Annotated in this window: 17 protein-coding genes; 5 read left to right on the plus strand and 12 right to left on the minus strand. The window is 51.2% G+C overall.

Annotated features, from left to right (window positions below; translation table 11 throughout):
- Positions 1–187: 187 nt before the first annotated feature.
- The 6 genes from CK797_RS02710 to greA form a co-directional block, all read right to left on the minus strand.
- Positions 188–2,116 carry an FtsX-like permease family protein gene (locus CK797_RS02710; RefSeq protein ID WP_104688271.1) on the minus strand — a complete coding sequence of 643 codons (1,929 nt, stop codon included), beginning with the start codon at positions 2,114–2,116 and terminating at the stop codon, positions 188–190.
- A 2-nt stretch (positions 2,117–2,118) separates the two neighbouring features.
- Positions 2,119–2,874 carry an ABC transporter ATP-binding protein gene (locus tag CK797_RS02715; protein WP_104688272.1) on the minus strand — a complete coding sequence of 252 codons (756 nt, stop codon included), beginning with the start codon at positions 2,872–2,874 and terminating at the stop codon, positions 2,119–2,121.
- Positions 2,875–2,982: 108 nt separating this feature from the next.
- Positions 2,983–3,948, minus strand: a complete 966-nt coding sequence (locus tag CK797_RS02720) for a sensor histidine kinase (RefSeq protein WP_104688273.1) — start codon at positions 3,946–3,948, stop codon at positions 2,983–2,985.
- Positions 3,941–4,621 carry a response regulator transcription factor gene (locus tag CK797_RS02725; RefSeq protein WP_104688274.1) on the minus strand — a complete coding sequence of 227 codons (681 nt, stop codon included), beginning with the start codon at positions 4,619–4,621 and terminating at the stop codon, positions 3,941–3,943. Before CK797_RS02725 ends, CK797_RS02720 begins: the two co-directional genes overlap by 8 nt.
- Positions 4,622–4,695: 74 nt before the next feature.
- On the minus strand, positions 4,696–5,448 hold the full coding sequence (pnuC, locus tag CK797_RS02730) for a nicotinamide riboside transporter PnuC (protein ID WP_104688275.1): 753 nt from the start codon (positions 5,446–5,448) through the stop codon (positions 4,696–4,698).
- 211 nt (positions 5,449–5,659) lie between these two features.
- Complete coding sequence (greA, locus tag CK797_RS02735) at positions 5,660–6,163, minus strand: transcription elongation factor GreA (protein WP_104688276.1); 504 nt, start codon at positions 6,161–6,163, stop codon at positions 5,660–5,662.
- An 88-nt stretch (positions 6,164–6,251) separates the two neighbouring features.
- On the opposite strand from greA, the gene CK797_RS02740 reads away from it, so the two are divergent.
- Both CK797_RS02740 and CK797_RS02745 read left to right on the plus strand, forming a co-directional pair.
- Entirely contained in the window at positions 6,252–7,358 is a 1,107-nt protein-coding gene (locus CK797_RS02740; RefSeq protein ID WP_104688277.1) for a hypothetical protein, read from the plus strand.
- Between the two features lie 17 nt (positions 7,359–7,375).
- A complete protein-coding gene (locus CK797_RS02745) occupies positions 7,376–7,708 on the plus strand; it encodes a hypothetical protein (RefSeq protein ID WP_104688278.1) in 333 nt (110 codons plus the stop codon).
- 61 nt (positions 7,709–7,769) lie between these two features.
- Here the strand turns inward: CK797_RS02745 and CK797_RS02750 are convergent, their stop codons facing one another.
- The 5 genes from CK797_RS02750 to CK797_RS02770 all read right to left on the minus strand — a co-directional run bounded on the left by CK797_RS02750 (position 7,770) and on the right by CK797_RS02770 (position 11,425).
- Positions 7,770–8,549 (minus strand): dimethylarginine dimethylaminohydrolase family protein, encoded by a 780-nt coding sequence (locus tag CK797_RS02750; RefSeq protein ID WP_104688279.1) that lies wholly within the window; start codon positions 8,547–8,549, stop codon positions 7,770–7,772.
- Positions 8,550–8,869: 320 nt separating this feature from the next.
- Entirely contained in the window at positions 8,870–9,094 is a 225-nt protein-coding gene (locus tag CK797_RS02755) for a hypothetical protein (RefSeq protein WP_104688280.1), read from the minus strand.
- A 14-nt stretch (positions 9,095–9,108) separates the two neighbouring features.
- Positions 9,109–9,615: a YbhB/YbcL family Raf kinase inhibitor-like protein gene (locus tag CK797_RS02760; protein ID WP_104688281.1), complete on the minus strand. Its 507-nt coding sequence runs from the start codon at positions 9,613–9,615 to the stop codon at positions 9,109–9,111.
- Between the two features lie 13 nt (positions 9,616–9,628).
- Positions 9,629–10,420, minus strand: coding sequence for a tyrosine-protein phosphatase (locus CK797_RS02765; protein ID WP_104688282.1), 792 nt, complete (start codon positions 10,418–10,420; stop codon positions 9,629–9,631).
- A gap of 33 nt (positions 10,421–10,453) precedes the next feature.
- The gene (locus tag CK797_RS02770; RefSeq protein ID WP_104688283.1) at positions 10,454–11,425 is read right to left on the minus strand and encodes an SGNH/GDSL hydrolase family protein; all 972 of its coding nucleotides are present in this window, start codon (positions 11,423–11,425) and stop codon (positions 10,454–10,456) included.
- Between the two features lie 216 nt (positions 11,426–11,641).
- Between CK797_RS02770 and CK797_RS02775 the strand changes: the two genes are divergently transcribed.
- The 3 genes from CK797_RS02775 to CK797_RS02785 are packed head-to-tail and all read left to right on the plus strand — an operon-like array spanning position 11,642 to position 15,357.
- Positions 11,642–12,820, plus strand: coding sequence for a galactokinase (locus CK797_RS02775; RefSeq protein WP_104688284.1), 1,179 nt, complete (start codon positions 11,642–11,644; stop codon positions 12,818–12,820).
- A 41-nt stretch (positions 12,821–12,861) separates the two neighbouring features.
- Positions 12,862–14,310 carry a UDP-glucose--hexose-1-phosphate uridylyltransferase gene (locus CK797_RS02780; RefSeq protein WP_104688285.1) on the plus strand — a complete coding sequence of 483 codons (1,449 nt, stop codon included), beginning with the start codon at positions 12,862–12,864 and terminating at the stop codon, positions 14,308–14,310.
- Between the two features lie 54 nt (positions 14,311–14,364).
- Positions 14,365–15,357 (plus strand): LacI family DNA-binding transcriptional regulator, encoded by a 993-nt coding sequence (locus CK797_RS02785; protein ID WP_104688286.1) that lies wholly within the window; start codon positions 14,365–14,367, stop codon positions 15,355–15,357.
- Positions 15,358–15,410: 53 nt separating this feature from the next.
- Here CK797_RS02785 and CK797_RS02790 read toward each other — a convergent pair whose 3' ends face one another.
- Positions 15,411–16,028, minus strand: a complete 618-nt coding sequence (locus CK797_RS02790; RefSeq protein WP_104688287.1) for a DedA family protein — start codon at positions 16,026–16,028, stop codon at positions 15,411–15,413.
- Between the last annotated feature and the right edge of the window lie 6 nt (positions 16,029–16,034).

Here is a 16,034-nt window from a genome sequence, read left to right on the forward strand (position 1 = left end):
ACAGCAGCTAGTGGACCACAGACGAGATGAGATTGACATTTTTGACATTGGGACCACTCCTTTTAATTTACGCTTATTTATTGTTAGTGATATTCTAACCTGGCTGTCAGTAGAAGTCAATTGATATACATGCCCGACATAAAAACGCCTGCCAACCAGCAGAACTGGTCAGCAGACGTTGTGAGTATTAATGAATGTTATCAACGATCTGGTGGTAGACCCGGGTTGTCAGTCCATAGATCAGTAGGTAAACAATCAAGAGGGCGGCTGTGATAGTTATGGCCACTGTGATCATTAGCTGGAGGTTATAGAAACTCAGCTGGGTCATGATCTGTTTGATGGCTGGGATCGCAAAGAGTAGGTTGACAACGGCTCCAGCAATCGGCAGCATGAAGACCATCAGGACCTGACTGTGGATGCTCTTGGTGGTTTCACGCTTGCTAAGGCCAACCTGCTGCATCGTTTTGAACCGGTACTGGTCTGCATACCCTTCGGAGATCTGCTTGAAGTAAATGACAATTGTGGTCGTGATCCCCAGCGCCAGACTGATCAAGATTCCAACGAAGACCATGCCTCCGTACAGGCTGTTGAACAGGTAGCGAATGTTGTAACGGCCGGTTAGCTGCATGTTAGCGAGCTGGAGATGGGCTTGGAGATCATTTTCAAAGCGCATGTGCTGACGATCCGACCCCTTCAGCCGGTAGTTAAAACCGGTGACATTCATCGTCGGCATCCCTGCTGGCAGGTGGTTGACAATCACGAAGGCCGGAGCGTAGATCGAGTGCTCAGGATTGAAGGCAAAGCTGAGCTGAGATAGGTTCTTTGCCTGGTAATGGTGCCCCGCAATGATGACTTTTCCGGTATGCTGCTTGGCCGGTGAATAGATTAGGGCCTGATTGTCTCGAATCCGCGCCGTCTTGCCAGTCATTTTTCGGTAGTCATGACTGGTGACGAAGATGACCGAGTTGGTCGTCTTGGTGGTCATGTTCTTTAAGGAACCCTGGTTGATGAAGTGTTGGCCACGCCAATAGCCGTTCTGGGTTGTGGTAGCCTGATAGCTGGTCTGATTGTCAATCTTGGCATGGTGATCCTTGGCAACAGTTTTGATTACCGTCTGCTGCTGACGGGTAATCGGCTGGGTAGTGACCATGACCACGTCTTTTGGTGCGTAGAGTTTAACCGTGTCATTAATCCCAGCATAGAGTGTGATCGAACTGAAAAGAGCAACGAGGACTGCCGAGCACAGCAGGCAGATGGTGGCTAGACTGGCTCCGTTTTGTTCCATCCGCTGAAGCATTCCCGAAATGGCGATGAAGTGCCGCGGCCGGTAGTAGAACTTTTTCCGCCGTTGCAGGAACTGGAGGATGATGACGCTCCCGGCAATGAAAAGCAGGTAGGTACCAGCGACGACGAGCAGCACGGCGGTCATGAAATTGCTGAAGGCCGAAATCCGCGGCTTGGTGGTCAATGTGATGTAGTAGGCCCCGGCTAGCAAGGCGACACCAAGCAGCCCCAACAGCGTGAACAACCAGCCGTGACGGCGGTGCGTGCTTGTAGTGGCGTGCCAAAGTTGGTTCGGGTTGAGCCGGTGCAGCTTGATCAGGTCGACCATCATCAGGATAAGGAAGAAACCGGTCATATAGAGGACCGTTTTACCCAAGGCGACTGGTTCGACCCAAGGCTGCTTGAGACTATGGACCTTAAGCAGACGACCTAAGCCGAGAAAGGCGAGCCGTTCAAAGATGACCCCGGTAATGAGTCCACAGATGATACTGCCAATAAGGAGGTAGCATTTCTCAATGACCGTCAGGAGTGCCAGGTTACGGCTGGTCATTCCCAACATACTGTAAAGCCCGAGTTCACCGCTGCGTTGCTGCCAGAGAAAGCGATTGACATAGAGGAGAAAGGCAAATGTGACCAGGATGATGAAATTGGCGCTGATATCGATCATTGACGTGATGGCTGAACTGCTAGATAGGTAGTGGAGACTGTGGTTGGCACTGATTGCAGCGAAAATGTAGTTGATTGCCACCAGCATACTAGTCGCCAACAGATAGGGCCCATAGACCTTGCCATTACGGTGAAAGCTAGAATTGATAAGCTTGAAGAACAGCATTGTTATTCACCACCATTCGTGAGGGTCATCATTGTGTCACTGATTTCTTCCTGGTACTTCTTCATCGTCAGATCGCCGCGGAAGAGTTCATGGTAGATCCGCCCGTCTTTGATAAAGAGAGTCCGCTTGGCGTGACTGGCAGCTGCGGCACTGTGGGTTACCATCAGGATGGTCTGACCGTTCTCGTTGACATCATCGAACAGGTCGAGGATCTCGGTACTGGTATTGGAGTCCAAGGCCCCAGTTGGTTCATCGGCCAACAAGAGATCCGGTTGGGCGATCAAGGCACGGGCGATGGCTACCCGTTGCTGCTGTCCACCGGAGGTTTCACTGGGGAAGCGGTCAATAATCTGCGCAATTCGCAGCCGCTTCATTAAGGGCTGGAGACGCTGCTCCATGACAGCAGAATCAGCTTTGGCCAGTACGAGCGGTAGGTAGATATTGTCCCGGTTAGAGAGGCTGTCTAGCAGGTTGAAGTGCTGGAAGATAAAGCCGAGATGCTCGCGCCGGTAGCGGGCAGCGTCATCCTTAGCCAGGGCGCCGAGGTCTTGACCGTTAAGAATTGCTTGTCCGCCGGTGGCCCGCTCAAGAGTGGCGATAATGTTGAGCAGGGTACTCTTACCGGCTCCTGATTCCCCCATGATTGCCACATATTCACCGCGGTCGACGGTGAAACTGATGTCCTTCAGGGCGGTGACCGGGTGACTTGAGTTGGCATTGTAGGTTCGTTGAACATGGTTGAGCTGTAATAGTGTCATGATGATTGCTCCTTTCAATTTATTTGATAACTTAATTATAAAAAGGTCCTGCCCGCATTCCTACTTACGGAAGCGTGCAGAACCTTACAGTCTTGTAATATTGGCGAGTCAGCGGGTGTTGGCGGCGGGGAAAACCAGGTAACAGCTGGTTCCAACCCCTACCTTGGAGCGAATCTGGACGGTGAAGTTGAGCTTATCAGCGACTTTCTTAACCAAGTAGAGCCCCATCCCGGTCGACTGGGTCGTCTGGTGACCGTTGTGCCCGGTAAAGCCGTTCTCAAAGATCCGGCGCTGGTCTGTTGGGGTAATTCCGACGCCTTCGTCTCTGATAATCAGGGCATGATCGTGCCAGGTGATGGTGATCTGCCCGCCAGGGTGAGAATACTTGATGGCGTTAGAGAGCAGCTGGTTGATACAGAACCGCAGCCACTTCGGGTCGGTTAGGACGGCGTGATTGAGGTTGACTAGCTTGGGTACCAGCTGGCGGAGGATGAAGACGGCTGAGTTTTGGCGAATTATCGTGTTGACTAGGTCTTGAAGGTTGACCCAGGAGAACTCGTAGTCAGTGTTAGCCATCGCCAAGCGTTCGTCATTTAAAAGGAGATCCAGGTAATAGTTGGCGGCCCGGACCCCGTCCTGGACGGTAGCACTGGCAACAGTTGGGTCGTTCTCCGCGGCCGCTTGGAGGCTGGTTAGGGAATTCTTGATCTCGTGGGCAAAGAGGTCCAGGTTATCGAGCTGGTGTTGCTGATGAAGGCGGAGATCACGAACTTGGCGGTCATTGGCAGTTTTGACCTGGTTAAGTTGGCCCAGTAGCTGCCCTTCAACCGGATTGTGGGGTTGTATTACGGCATCCTGGTGTTGGAGGTGACGAACGCGTTGCCGGTTGCGGAGCCCCATTCCTCCCAACCAGACCAGGAGCAGGGGCAGACTGAAGCGGATCAGGTCCCAGCAGTAGTGGCGAGGGAGCTGGTAAAGAATAGCCAGGAGCCAGGCCAGGCCGATCATCAGGAGGTAGGCAACGACAATAGGGAGGGTAGCCCGCAGGAACAGGCGCGTGAAGTGGTTATTCATCGGTGGTCACCAGGCGGTAGCCGACTCCCCGCTCTGTACGAATTGCCCGGTCCAGCTGAAGTGGCACTAATTTGGTTCGTAGCCGACTGATGTTGACGTTGAGAGTATTTTCATTGAGGTACTTGCCGCCCTGCCAAAGCCACTCAAGCAGGGTTGTTTTGCTGACAGTTTGGTTACGGTGGGTGAGCAGGATCTGGAGCAAGGCCCCTTCGGTAGGTGTCAGCTGAGCTTGGCCGTTTTCGTTGTGAACTTCGTTAGTAAGGGTATTGAAGTGATTGTCGCCCCAGCCGACCTGGGTGGCGTTCCCACTTTGGCGATTGCGCCGCAACAGGGCTTCAATCTTAGCAAGCAGGACAGTCATCGAGAAGGGCTTCATGAGGTAGTCATCAGCCCCTGCCGCGACGGCGTGCATCACATTACTGTCAATGTCGGCCGCGGAGATCACAATGATTGGTACTTGACTATTCTTGCGCAAGTCCTGAATCCAGTAGAAGCCGTCGAAACTCGGAAGGGTGATGTCAAAGAGAACCAGGTCGGGCTGGATCGCCATGATTTCACCAGTGACGTTCTGCCAGTCATTGACCGTGGCCACGCTGTGTTGCCACTTGGCCAGTTCGTCGGTGACGGTCTGAATGATCTGCGGATTGTCCTCAACAATAAATATTTTTGCCATAATGCTCCCTCCTTTTCGCCATGATTATACTAGAAAACGCCGCATGGTGACACGGTGCGGCGTTAAAAATTTAACTATTCTAATCCCATCTTGCGGGCGTAAGCGGACTCTTCGCGGATCAGACGCTGCCGTTCCTTCTGGTTGTACCAAGGGGAAACGGTGAAGGCAAGGATATCGTTGATCACGTAGATTGAGGAGTTGACGGCCATCGCCAGGGTTGCGGATCCTTGCCGGTAGGAGACAAACCAGAGGACTAACTGGGCGATTCCAGACGCCAACCACCAGAAGAACTGGTTATTGAAACGCAGGAAGCAGATAACTCCGGCGGTCAGGCTAATTGAGAAGCTGATCGCGTCAATCCACGGTCGCGGGTCGTCGGTGAGGTGGCCGATCAGGTAGCCTGAAACCAGGTAAACCAGGATGGTAGCGATGATGGCCACTGTCCAGCTCCGGGCAGTGAAATGACGAATCTTGGCAGCCATGTTGACGTTCCAGTTGGCGGACAAGAGAACGGGGACATCCAGGGTGATGACGTAGGCCAGTTGTTCACCAATACTGAGGTAATTTTTGGCGTTCAACCCAGCAATGATGAAACAGATTGCCGAGAGGATCCCCAACCAGCCGTTGACTGATTTGGCGGCATTAATAGCCAGAACACAGAGCACACCTAGGGTTGTTCCGATGAAGGTAATGACCGTTACCCAGGTAATCGGGGCACTGACGAGGGTCATCACCTGGCACCCCAGACTGAAGAAGAATAGGTAGTAATTTTGCTGCGGCCAGCCCTGCAGCTGATGGCCAAGAAACTTGAGATAATTATTAAACATGATAAAACCCCTATACTAAATATTGCGGTTTACATGTAATAATCACGGTGCCGACACAATATGTAGTGATTAAAAATGCAACGCGTATTAGTATACCGGGACCATCCAGTCGACGCAAGCAATCGTAGCAGCGATTAATTGCTCGATTATTAAAGCCGGCGTCAATATACCAGGTGGGTAACCGGTTACGAGACCGGTGAGAAAATATTTTTTAATTGGTCAGCTGGATTTTGATAATTTCAACTTGATAGGCGGACTGAGGAGCCTGGACAGTGACTGTTTCCCCGGTTCGGTGATGGAGGAGTGCCCGCCCCAAAGGAGAGTCGAAGGAGATCTTCTGTTTGGCCAGGTCGGCCTCCATCTTGCCAACGATCTGGTAGTCAACAACTTCATTATCGTCTGTAAAGCGCAGGGTTACCCTGGTGCCGAGGTCGACAGACTGCTCGTCGGTCGGTGTGACTACCTGAGAGTATTGGAGCTGCTTGTTGAGGTAGCGCAGACGGCTCTCCAGGTGGCGGAGCTCTCGTTTGGCTGTACTATACTCGGTGTTCTCCGAGAGGTCGCCCAAAGCCCGGGCCGCTTTTAGTTGAGCGATCTTGGCCGGCCGCTTTGTCTGCAGGGCGGCAATTTCCTGTTCAATCTCGTGGTAGCCGGTGGGCGTCATCTTTTGAAAATAGACGTGTTTCATTGCTTCGGTAATCTTCTTGCGTTGCATGATATCAGTCCTTTGTTTTCTTGCTCTTACGCAATTATGGTATCATAGTAAGGAAAATTCAATTTCGAGACGGAGGATAATTGAAAGAATGAACGAGCAAGAAGAACACATCAATCAGTTCCTCACTTCGTCCACGTATCATCAGCTATCTGCTAACCAGCAGAAGCATGCTCAAGATATTTTAGTCCGGTTTACCCAACAGATGAAAAATGAGCAGCATTTGGCCGACACCGCGTGGACACCCCAGGCGGTTAAGGAGGTCATGGTAGGCGACTTCATTGCAGACCCAGCACTGACCAACCAATTTGGAATTGCAGTCGCTCCGGTGTTGAAGGCCTATCAGAAGTTCCTTGGCGTTGACCAACTAAAGGCGATTACCCAGGCTATCGATGATCAGCGTGCTAACATGAATGCCTGCCGAAAGGCCCATCAGACTTGGTCCCAACTGCATGGAGAGCAGCAGCCAAACACGGTCAAGACGTCAACATCATCCAAGCGGTCGGTTCCGGCTAAGCAAACCTGGAATACAGAGAAGCTGGCTGCGCTAATCGCTCGGGTTAAGGGTGATATGCCAGCGGCAGCGGAGTTCCAGCACCAGGCGCTTAGTCTGGGCGAGCAACAGTATGTCGCGGTTGAGTTTCTGAACCTGATGCACCAGGAGTTCAACGAGTATCCTGGTGAGTGGACCTTTGCGGATCTGCAAAGGGTTCTGGGAATGATGATGCCCCTTGACCCGGACATTACGCCCAAGCAGATTCGAAATATCGTACCGACTGCTCAGGCCGTGTTTGACTACTTGAAACGAACCGGCGTGATCACGATGGACCAGTACAAGGTTGGTATGAAGGCGATTGCCAACATGCAGAATTCCGAAGAGATGTTGGCGTCCCTTTCCCGTAAGGAGCGGGAAACTCAGCTAATGCTGTCCTTTATCAACAGTAACGGGATTAACACGGATGATGTACAGGCGGCGGAGGCCTGGATGGACGACCATCGGGATGAGGTAGCTGCCTTTATGCGGACCCTGCTCAACCCGTGGCGCGATTACGAACATCAACAATTGGTCAAGCGGCAGGCGGAGGCTCGGCGTCGGGCACAGCTGACTGCACCCAATAGTGACGGGATTACTCATCATCGGGCACCACAGGGAATTAAGTTCAGTAAGAAGGCTCGGAAGAAGCGGCATCGCAAGTAGAAAGGAAGCAGCTGATAATGAGTATTCAGATTCCACAGAGCATGACCGAGGTAGAAGTTCAGCTCCTGGATCGTCAGAAGCACGGTGAACACGTGACCAAGGATGAGATCATTCGCAATGCCGTCAGGGACACTCTACAGGCGTTGATGGATGAGGCCTTAGATGGCCATTACGATGACGTTAAGTGGGACGACCAGGGACACGACCTGATCATCTATGACATCATGGGCAAACAAGTCGGCCGAGTGGCACCAATGAAGGATACCTTCATTGATGAGTTTACCGCTAGCCCGGATAATATGATGCTGCATTTTGACGATGCTGTCACCAAAGTGGTCGGTGGCCGTTAATTAAAAAATATGCGTTGGCTGAGTGTCAACGCATATTTTTTAGTTTAGATGGGGTTGGTCTTTAATTGAACCGTAATGACAGACAAGTCAAGCCACCGTCAATCTTGCTGAACTCGGACATGTTGACTTCGTGGGTGGTGAAGCCGTTGTCGCTCAGCAGCTGCTTAACACCGGGGAAACCGGCTGGCATAATCACGCCGTTGCCAGTGTTGATACAGTTGACGGCGTAATCCTCGCCCGCTGGGACCTTGAGCTGGGTGAAGTCTTTGAAGTAGGGACTGTCAATGTACTCGCCGGAAACCAGGAGCTTGTTGTTGCCCATGTAGGTAGTCCCGGTCTTGAGGTGGAGCACCTGCTTGACAGGTACCGCCTTGACCGTCTTGCCGAACCTAGCTGCGATCTTGGCAAACTGGTCAATCCCAGCCTGGTTTGTCCGAGCGGAACGGCCCACGTAGATGATGTCGTTGTCGACCGGCATCACGTCACCCCCTTCTAATGTTCCAGGGCTGGTAATCTCTAAGATTTGTTTGTCATTGTAGAAATGCTTGATTGCCGGTTTGATGAGCTCTCGTTCCTTCTGGCGAGTACTCCGAGCTGGATTGGTAATCACAGCAAAGTCATCGAAGACCAAGGCCGGATCTTCGACAAAGCAGGAATCTGGGTAATCTTCCAGGGGTTCCAGGACGGTGACGTCAACACCTAGTTGGGTGAGGGTATTGATGTAGTCATGGTGTTCCTTGAGGGCTAGCTGGTAGTTAGGCTTACCTTCATCTGCATAGTCATCAATTCCATTAATAACGCTCTTTGCGGGTGTCCGTACGAGTGCTTTTGTAAACAACATATCGAAGCCTCCCTTTGATAGAAAACGTTTTCATTCGCTGGTTATAGTATACAATTGATGCCGGCCTAGTTCAATAAGGTGTGACACTACTCACAGTTAGGGCGGGGGACGATTGTTGGCACGGAACAGTCCAGTAATTGTCGGTAGTCAAACCAGCCTTGCTTTGCTACTCTGTATTTCTCATTTATAATATTTGAAACTAAAACAAGGGACTGCGGCAATATCGATTTGCCGCAGTCTCTTAGTTTGGTTTGAAATGCTATAAAGCTATCGTGTGACGTCAATTAGGTAGACTCCATTTTCTAAATAGGAATCACATTTTAAAGTTTGTGCTTAATCTGGTAAGGCTTCTGCCCAGCCACCGGCTTTTGAGCAGCGTCTTTAGCGTAGAAGATCGCGTACTCCTCATCGCCGGGGCCCTTGGCAATGACTAGGTCATCATTGCGGCGCTCCCGCTTGAAGATCTGACCTTTTCGAACAGCCTCGTTGTAGTCATGGATGTTGGCGATAGAGTCACCAGGGTTGAAGAAAATTCTTGTTTCCATTCTGATTCACTTCCTTATGCACGACTTGGTATGTCTATTTTACCATGATCGAGGATGTGACCGTGAGCCGCATGGATAAATTCATTCAACCAGTAGCCATTTTCCAGCGGCAGCATGGTATCAAGAGCATAAACCTGGAGTGTGTAGTTGTGGGTCTGGTCTGGTGGCTGCGGCCCCACGTAGCCGGTGATGATTTGAGGATCACCATTGACCAGACTACCAGCATTGCTGTTGCGACCTTGAATGAAGCGATCAGCCAAGTCGCGGCTGGCGTTGGCCGGAAGCTTAGCCAAATCGACGGGAATGTTGGCGGCTAGCCAGTGGATCCAGGTGAAGCCACAAACCGGGGTTGAGTCGTAGTCGACTAGGGTCAAAGCCAAAGACTTAGTATCAGCAGGTAGTCCGGTGATGGTAATGGGGAATGATTTAATTGGATGGTCGGCTTGCATTGCCGATGCCGGAGCGTACTTGCCATATTCGTCGGCGAGCAGGCCGTCTTTAAGCGGTACAGAAATTTGCATGGTTTGTTCCTCCTTATTCAAGATAATGATCGCGCAGTTCGTGAAGTTCTTCGTTACTGAGTTCCAGGTAGTCGCTCAAGTAGTGCTGGACGTTGCCGTATTGGTCGTTGATGGCACCAATTGCCGTCTTTAGGTAATCAATGTTGACCGAGGCCAGCGCGCGGCGGTTGTTGATTAGGATATCGGTGGCCGGAGTGGCTGGCATCTGTGCCTTCATCTGAGTTAACCAGCTTTTACGGAAGTCTGCGGTTACCTCGTTGGTCAGCAGGTAGTCCTTGAGGATCGTTTCACGTGGAACACCGAGGGCACTGAGAATCAGGAAGGTCGCCATCCCAGTCCGGTCCTTGCCGGCAGTGCAGTGGAAAATAGTGGCACCGTTCGGATTAGAGAGCAGGTGGTTAAACATCTGGCGAAAGGCCTTTCTGGCACTCGGAATAGTGACCATCCGTGAATAGACCGTCAGCATGTGGCGGTAGCCATTACCAGGTTCCTGCATTTGTTTGGCGATCTCTTCGTTGCTGTGTGAGGCGTCTGTCTCGTCTTCAGCAAACACGGGTAGGTGGTAATAGGTCGCGGTCTGCGGTACTTGGTCTGGCACTTGCTGAACCTCAGCCTGGCCACGCAGGTCGATATCCTGGGTAACCGGGATCCGGGCCAGGGTAGTCAGGTCAGTATTACCGAGGTTGGCCAGGGACCCGGTCCGCAACAACTGGCGCCACTTGACAGTTCGACCATCAGTAGTTTGATAACCGCCAAGGTCCCGGAAGTTGTGACCGTCCTTGATGTTGAGTAATCGATTTGGCATGAGGATCCTCCTTCATATTTTAATAGTTTACCCTTATTTTATACCTTTTTTGCCCAAGTCGGGAGCAATTGCCTGAGCCAGGCGCCGGCCTGCAATGATAGTACCAGTCTGATCCGGGTGCAGGCCGTCGATATAGGAGGGGCACCAGCCAGCCGTATCAATCACCCGAAGCTGATGGCGGCGACCAATAGTGGTGATTTGGTCCCTAAAGTGCTGACTGAATGGCACCATCAGATCAATTGATGCAGTGGGAAATGTCGTGACAACCTGGTGGATGAACCGGTCATAGGCATCCACAAACTTGGCCTGTGGGTAACGCCGGTCATTGACGCCAAGGTTGATTACCACAAGTTGGGGGTGGTTGGGCGTCCAGCAGGTGTCTTGGTCGATCTGTGAAAGAAAGGAGCTAGCAACGGGGACGCCCCCGGTAGCTGGTCGGAGAACTCCTCCAGCCGAGTAGGCGATTCGGACACTATCGGCGCCTAGCAGGTCAGCACAGGTGGCGGCATAGTTGCTCTCCGGCCGGTAGTCCAGTGCAGCGTGGCGTCCGGCCACCCAGCAGCCAGCCGTGATTGAGTCACCGATAAAGTCGATTACCGGTCGAGCGGGAGCAGCCATTAACGTGCCACCGTTGTCTACGGCTAACGAGCGAATTGCAAAGCCCTGGCTACCAGACCAGACTGCATCTAAGTCAGTGTTGCCAGCGGTCATAATTTCAATGGTGTGAGTTGCCGGACTGAGGACCAGGCTAAACTTTCCTGGCTGGGCCGCAAAACGTTGCCAGGGTTGCCCGTCGACCCGGGCAGCGTAAACCTGGCTGGGACCGAGGGGTGAGTGATGGTTAGTGACGTTAATGGTAAGCTGGTTGGTACCGATGACTCGGCAACGCAGGTAGCTTCCAAGGTTGGTGGTGTAGAGGACTGGACTATCCCTGTCTTCCTTAAGCATCCAACGACCGGTCCGTTGGGCAAACGGTAACAGTTGTATTGGTAGGTAGGTGCGCATGATACTCCCTCCTTAGTTAGTCTTAGTTTAGCATGGTTCTGGTGAAAATTGATATATCTCGCCCCAATGGTGTTTTTCGGAAGCGTTTGCAAAGTTTATCTGGCAAATATGAAAGCGCTTATTGACAAAACGAGTAAATAAGACTAAATTAGATTTAGTAAAAGTTTACTACGATTTTTTATGATTTTGATGGATTGAAGTATGGAGGTTATTGTGATGGATAAGCAACAATTCTTAGACGAATACAAAAAGGTCTTCAACGAAAATGGGAAGGACGTCTTTTTCTCCCCAGGCCGAATCAATGTGATCGGTGAACACACCGACTACAACGGCGGTCACGTTTTCCCATGTGCCATTAGTATTGGTACCTATGGTGTCTATGGGCCACGAGAGGATACGAAGGTCGCCATTTACTCGGCCAACTCGGCTAAGGAAGAGAATAGTAAGATCATTACCTTTGACATCAATGATGACCAACCACAGACCGCTAAGGATGAGAAGTGGGTCAACTACTTCAAGGGGATGCTGGTTTACTTGAAGCAGCGAGGCTACAAGATTGATCACGGCTTTAACTTCTATATTCACGGTTACCTGCCATACGGTTCAGGCCTGTCTTCATCAGCATCAATCGAAATGCTGATGGGGAACATCCTCAAAGAAGAGTTCAACCTCGACATTGACGAGATTGAACTGGTCAAGCTTGGCCAGAAGACGGAAAACGACTTTGTGGGTCTGAACTCTGGAATCATGGATCAGTTTGCTGTCGGCATGGGCAAGAAGGACAATGCCATCTACCTCGACTGCAACACTTTGGAATACAAGTATCTGCCATTGGAACTTGGTGATTACGAAATTGTTATCATGAGTACCAACAAGACGCACTCCCTGGCTGGCTCCAAGTACAATGAGCGGGTTCAAGAGTGTGAAGAGGCCGTTAAGCGTCTGAGTAAGAAGCTCAACATCAACAAGTTGGGTGAGATTGATCTTGACACCTTTGATCAATATACTTACCTGATCAATGACGACACCTTGATCCGGCGGGCACGTCACGCGGTCAGTGAAAATGAACGGACAAAGAAGGCTATTGATGCTATGGAGAAGGGTGACTTGGAAGAACTTGGCCGCCTGATCAATGCTTCCCACGTTTCACTGAAGTATGACTACGAGGTTACTGGTAAGGAACTGGATACCCTGGCTGAAAACGCCTGGGAGCAACCAGGCTGCCTTGGTGCCCGGATGGTCGGCGGTGGTTTTGCCGGCTCTGCAATTGCAATTGTTAAGAAGGCTGAGGCCGATAACTTCAAGAAGAACATCGGCAAAATTTACCGTGATAAGATCGGTTACGACGCCAGCTTCTACGACGCCGAAGTTGTTGATGGACCACACAAGCTCTAATCTGACGCTTGAAGAATGCTTTTTAGTGGGGGAACGAGATAATGAAGTTAATGGAAGAATATGCTGACAAGGTAATTGCCAGCGGTGCCTACGAGCCGCTTGACCGGATCTACGTTTTGAACAAGATCCGCGGTTTTGTTGGTGATGAAGACGTTGAAGCACAGGATGGCCAGTCGTTGGTCAGCCAACTGGTTGAGTTGGCGGTTAAGCGGGGTAAGATCGAAGATGGCCAGACCGCGCGGGAAATCTTAAACGATCAGCTCTATGACCTGATGACACCGCGGCCTTCCGTTGTTAACCACGAGTTTTGGGAAAAGTACCAGCAGTCACCAGATGCGGCAACTAACTGGTTCTATAACCTGTGCACGAGCAATGATTATGTCAAGGTAGCCGCTATTAAAAAGAACGTGGTTTTTGACAAACCAACTAAGTACGGCAATTTGGAAATCACCATTAACCTTTCAAAACCGGAAAAAGATCCAAAGGCGATCGCGGCCGCTGCTCACGACACCAAGAAAAAGTATCCACAGTGTGCCCTCTGCATGGAGAATGAGGGTTACAAGGGACGGCTTGGCCAGGCAGCGCGGAGTAACCACCGAATTATTCGGATGATGATCGGCGGTCAGAAGTGGGGCTTTCAGTACTCACCATATGCCTACTTCAACGAACACTGCATCTTCCTTGATAGCAAGCATGAGCCGATGAAGATCAACCGCCAGACCCTGATCAACCTGGTCGAAATTGAAAAACAACTGCCGGCTTATTTCGTCGGTAGTAACGCTGATCTGCCAATCGTCGGTGGTTCCATGCTGGCACATGAACACTACCAGGGTGGTCGGCACAGTTTTCCAATGATGAAGGCGGCCATCAAGAAGCCGCTGGAGTTCAAAGAGTACCCAGACGTTACGGCCGGGATCGTTAACTGGCCGATGAGTGATATCCGCCTGATCAGTGCCAATACGGCCCAGCTGATCGATTTGGGGACCCATATCATTAAGGTTTGGGACCACTATAGCGACGAGAGCCTGGACATCAAGGCATTTGATGGTGATACCCGCCACCACACTGTTACGCCGATCATGCACCGTGATGGCGAGCAATTTGTCCTTGACTTGGTATTACGTGACAACAATACTTCCGATCAGTACCCACTGGGTATCTTCCACCCTCACGAAAAGTTGTGGCACATCAAGAAGGAAAACATCGGTCTGATTGAAGTCATGGGGCGGGCGATTTTGCCGGCCCGGCTGAAGAGCGAATTAGCGGAAGTTAAGAAGTTCTGGCTCGGGCTCGACAACAAGATTGCCGACAGTCACCTCCCATGGGCCAAGGAGGTTCAGTCCAAGATGACCATTACCAAAGATAATGTTGATGAGGTCATGGAACAGGAGCTGGCCAACATATTCGCCAACGTGCTAGAAAACGCTGGGGTCTTCAAAGACGATGAGGCCGGTCAGGCTGGCTGGTCCAGATTCATTGAAAAATTATAGTAAAAACTGGTAAAATAATTTTATTAATTTCCGGAAAGGGGTGGAATGTTAAGAATGGCAGTTACACTGCGCGACATTGCAAATAAGGCGGGGGTTTCGATTGCCACCGTTTCGCGGATTCTTAATAACGATACGACCCTTTCCGTGAACGAAAAGACACGTCAACGGGTTTTAGATACGGCGGAGCGTTTTAATTACACCAAACATAAACGTTCCCAGAACAGCCGTACCCAAAAGATCGCGGTCGTTCAATGGTACTCTCTGACCCAGGAGCTAGATGACCTTTACTATATGGCAATCCGAATGGAGATTGAGCGCTCCGCTCAGCAACGGGGCCTGCAGACCGTACCCGTTTACCAGAACAACATGGAAGAGATTCCCCAAGACGTCACGGGAATCATTGCCATTGGTAAGTTTAGTAACAGCCAAGTTGAGAAGTTTCGTCTAGTGACCCCTAACATTGTGTTTGTTGATTATGATAGCCTAGCCGTGGGATATGATTGTCTGGTGCCGGACTTTGAAAATGCGGTTCGGTCGGTAATCAGTGAGTTCTGCAACGAAGGAATTACTGATATTGGTATGCTGGCGGGAACCGAAACAACGACCGATAATGAAACAGTACCCGACCTGCGGCGCTTTTACTTTGAAAGCGACCTGCGTCAGCGGGGCCTGTACCATCCTGAATTCATCTTTGCCGGCAACTACACGTCGATGTCCGGCTATAAGGTGATGAAGAAGGCCATCGCCGATCTGGGTGACCGGTTGCCCCACGGGATCTTTATTGCAAATGATCCGATGGCGGTGGGAGCTCTTAAGGCGGTTCAGGAAGCCAAAATCAAGATTCCAAGCCGCTTAGCGTTGGTCAGCTTCAACGACACTGCCCTGGTCAAGTATGTCTACCCAAGCATGTCTGCGGTGCACGTTGCAACCGATGAGATGGCGCACTCGGCGGTCGATATGATGATCAAACGACTACAAAATCCTGATAACGATCCATGCAAGACTGTCGTCGGTACCCACCTGATTAAGCGACAAACGACGCGTTAGATAGAAAAGGCTCGTCTGCACGAGAATGTGCAGGCGGGCCTTTTTGTGTCCGACTAATTTTTACCCTTGATCCGAGCTAGATACCAGCGGTAAGCCAGATAGCAGCCGACTAGGGCCATGATGATGATGGCGACGGTGGTGTAATCGTCAAAAATTTGGACGATCGTTTCCCAGGAGTCGCCAACCCAGGCGCCCAGGCCGACCAGGATGGTATTCCAAAGAGTACTCCCGATGGTAGTCAGCAGGCAGAATTTACCTAGTGGAGTCTTGGCGATTCCGGCTGGGATCGAAATTAGGCTCCGGACTACCGGGATACAACGACCGTAGAGGATGCCGTTGGTACCGTGACGATTGAACCATCGCACCGCTCGGTAGGCGTCGTCAGCCTTGAAGCCGAGCAGCTGGAAGGGCCGATGTTTGAGCAGGGCACCGAGTCGTTGGACGGTCAACTGGCGGCCGATGGCGTAAAGGATCAAGGCGCCAACCAGTGAGCCGAGGGTGGCACTAATGATGGTGCCAGTAATGGTCAGTGAGGTCTTCGTCGCCATAAAGCCGCTCATCGTCAGGATAATTTCCGAGGGCAGGGGCGGGAAGACATTTTCCAAAGCGATTAGCATAGCAATTGCCAGATAACCGAACTGATCAATTAGTGAGGTGATCCAAGCGTCCATTTAAAA

Source organism: Limosilactobacillus pontis (genome assembly GCF_002940945.1).
GTDB lineage: Bacteria > Bacillota > Bacilli > Lactobacillales > Lactobacillaceae > Limosilactobacillus > Limosilactobacillus pontis_A.

Coding starts and splice junctions, on each gene's coding strand:
- CK797_RS02755 (WP_104688280.1), bottom strand. CDS start 9,094: ATGGAAACAAGAATTTTCTTCAACCCTGGTGACTCTATCGCCAACATC.
- pnuC (WP_104688275.1), bottom strand. CDS start 5,448: ATGTTTAATAATTATCTCAAGTTTCTTGGCCATCAGCTGCAGGGCTGG.
- CK797_RS02790 (WP_104688287.1), bottom strand. CDS start 16,028: ATGGACGCTTGGATCACCTCACTAATTGATCAGTTCGGTTATCTGGCA.
- greA (WP_104688276.1), bottom strand. CDS start 6,163: ATGCAACGCAAGAAGATTACCGAAGCAATGAAACACGTCTATTTTCAA.
- CK797_RS02775 (WP_104688284.1), top strand. CDS start 11,642: ATGGATAAGCAACAATTCTTAGACGAATACAAAAAGGTCTTCAACGAA.
- CK797_RS02760 (WP_104688281.1), bottom strand. CDS start 9,615: ATGCAAATTTCTGTACCGCTTAAAGACGGCCTGCTCGCCGACGAATAT.
- CK797_RS02720 (WP_104688273.1), bottom strand. CDS start 3,948: ATGAATAACCACTTCACGCGCCTGTTCCTGCGGGCTACCCTCCCTATT.
- CK797_RS02770 (WP_104688283.1), bottom strand. CDS start 11,425: ATGCGCACCTACCTACCAATACAACTGTTACCGTTTGCCCAACGGACC.
- CK797_RS02785 (WP_104688286.1), top strand. CDS start 14,365: ATGGCAGTTACACTGCGCGACATTGCAAATAAGGCGGGGGTTTCGATT.
- CK797_RS02750 (WP_104688279.1), bottom strand. CDS start 8,549: ATGTTGTTTACAAAAGCACTCGTACGGACACCCGCAAAGAGCGTTATT.
- CK797_RS02725 (WP_104688274.1), bottom strand. CDS start 4,621: ATGGCAAAAATATTTATTGTTGAGGACAATCCGCAGATCATTCAGACC.
- CK797_RS02715 (WP_104688272.1), bottom strand. CDS start 2,874: ATGACACTATTACAGCTCAACCATGTTCAACGAACCTACAATGCCAAC.
- CK797_RS02765 (WP_104688282.1), bottom strand. CDS start 10,420: ATGCCAAATCGATTACTCAACATCAAGGACGGTCACAACTTCCGGGAC.
- CK797_RS02740 (WP_104688277.1), top strand. CDS start 6,252: ATGAACGAGCAAGAAGAACACATCAATCAGTTCCTCACTTCGTCCACG.
- CK797_RS02710 (WP_104688271.1), bottom strand. CDS start 2,116: ATGCTGTTCTTCAAGCTTATCAATTCTAGCTTTCACCGTAATGGCAAG.
- CK797_RS02745 (WP_104688278.1), top strand. CDS start 7,376: ATGAGTATTCAGATTCCACAGAGCATGACCGAGGTAGAAGTTCAGCTC.
- CK797_RS02780 (WP_104688285.1), top strand. CDS start 12,862: ATGAAGTTAATGGAAGAATATGCTGACAAGGTAATTGCCAGCGGTGCC.